The organism is Gardnerella sp. C0684A1 (genome assembly GCF_055326835.1).
This window is the reverse complement of the sequence record NZ_JBLTSX010000078.1, coordinates 1-243: the sequence shown is the minus strand read 5'-3', so window position 1 is coordinate 243 and position 243 is coordinate 1. Positions and strand designations below refer to the sequence as shown.

The 243-nt window shown below is 67.9% G+C and carries 1 protein-coding gene; it reads right to left on the bottom strand.

Going from position 1 to position 243, the window contains the following annotated elements; translation table 11 throughout:
• Positions 1 to 243 (bottom strand): methylmalonyl-CoA mutase family protein (locus ACNEUN_RS06400; RefSeq protein ID WP_463631620.1); only part of this gene is annotated, 243 nt, incomplete at both ends.

The following is a 243-nucleotide window of genomic DNA, read 5'->3' as shown; positions in this document are numbered from 1 at the left end:
AATCGAACGCGGTCGACAGCCGCTTGGCCGGCATGCCCTCGGAGACCAGCTTGAAGCGGCGGTTGGTGCGGAAGGCATCGCCCTCGCCGGCGAACATCCGGGTCGGGTCCTCGTTCTCTCGCTTGAACGGAAACACGCCGGCGGTGTAGGGGAAGTAGCCGGGCAGGTTCTCGCGCATCAGCCAGCGCAGCAGTTCGCCCTCGTCGGTGAAGCGCGGCAGCACCACCTTGCGCAGCCGCGTGC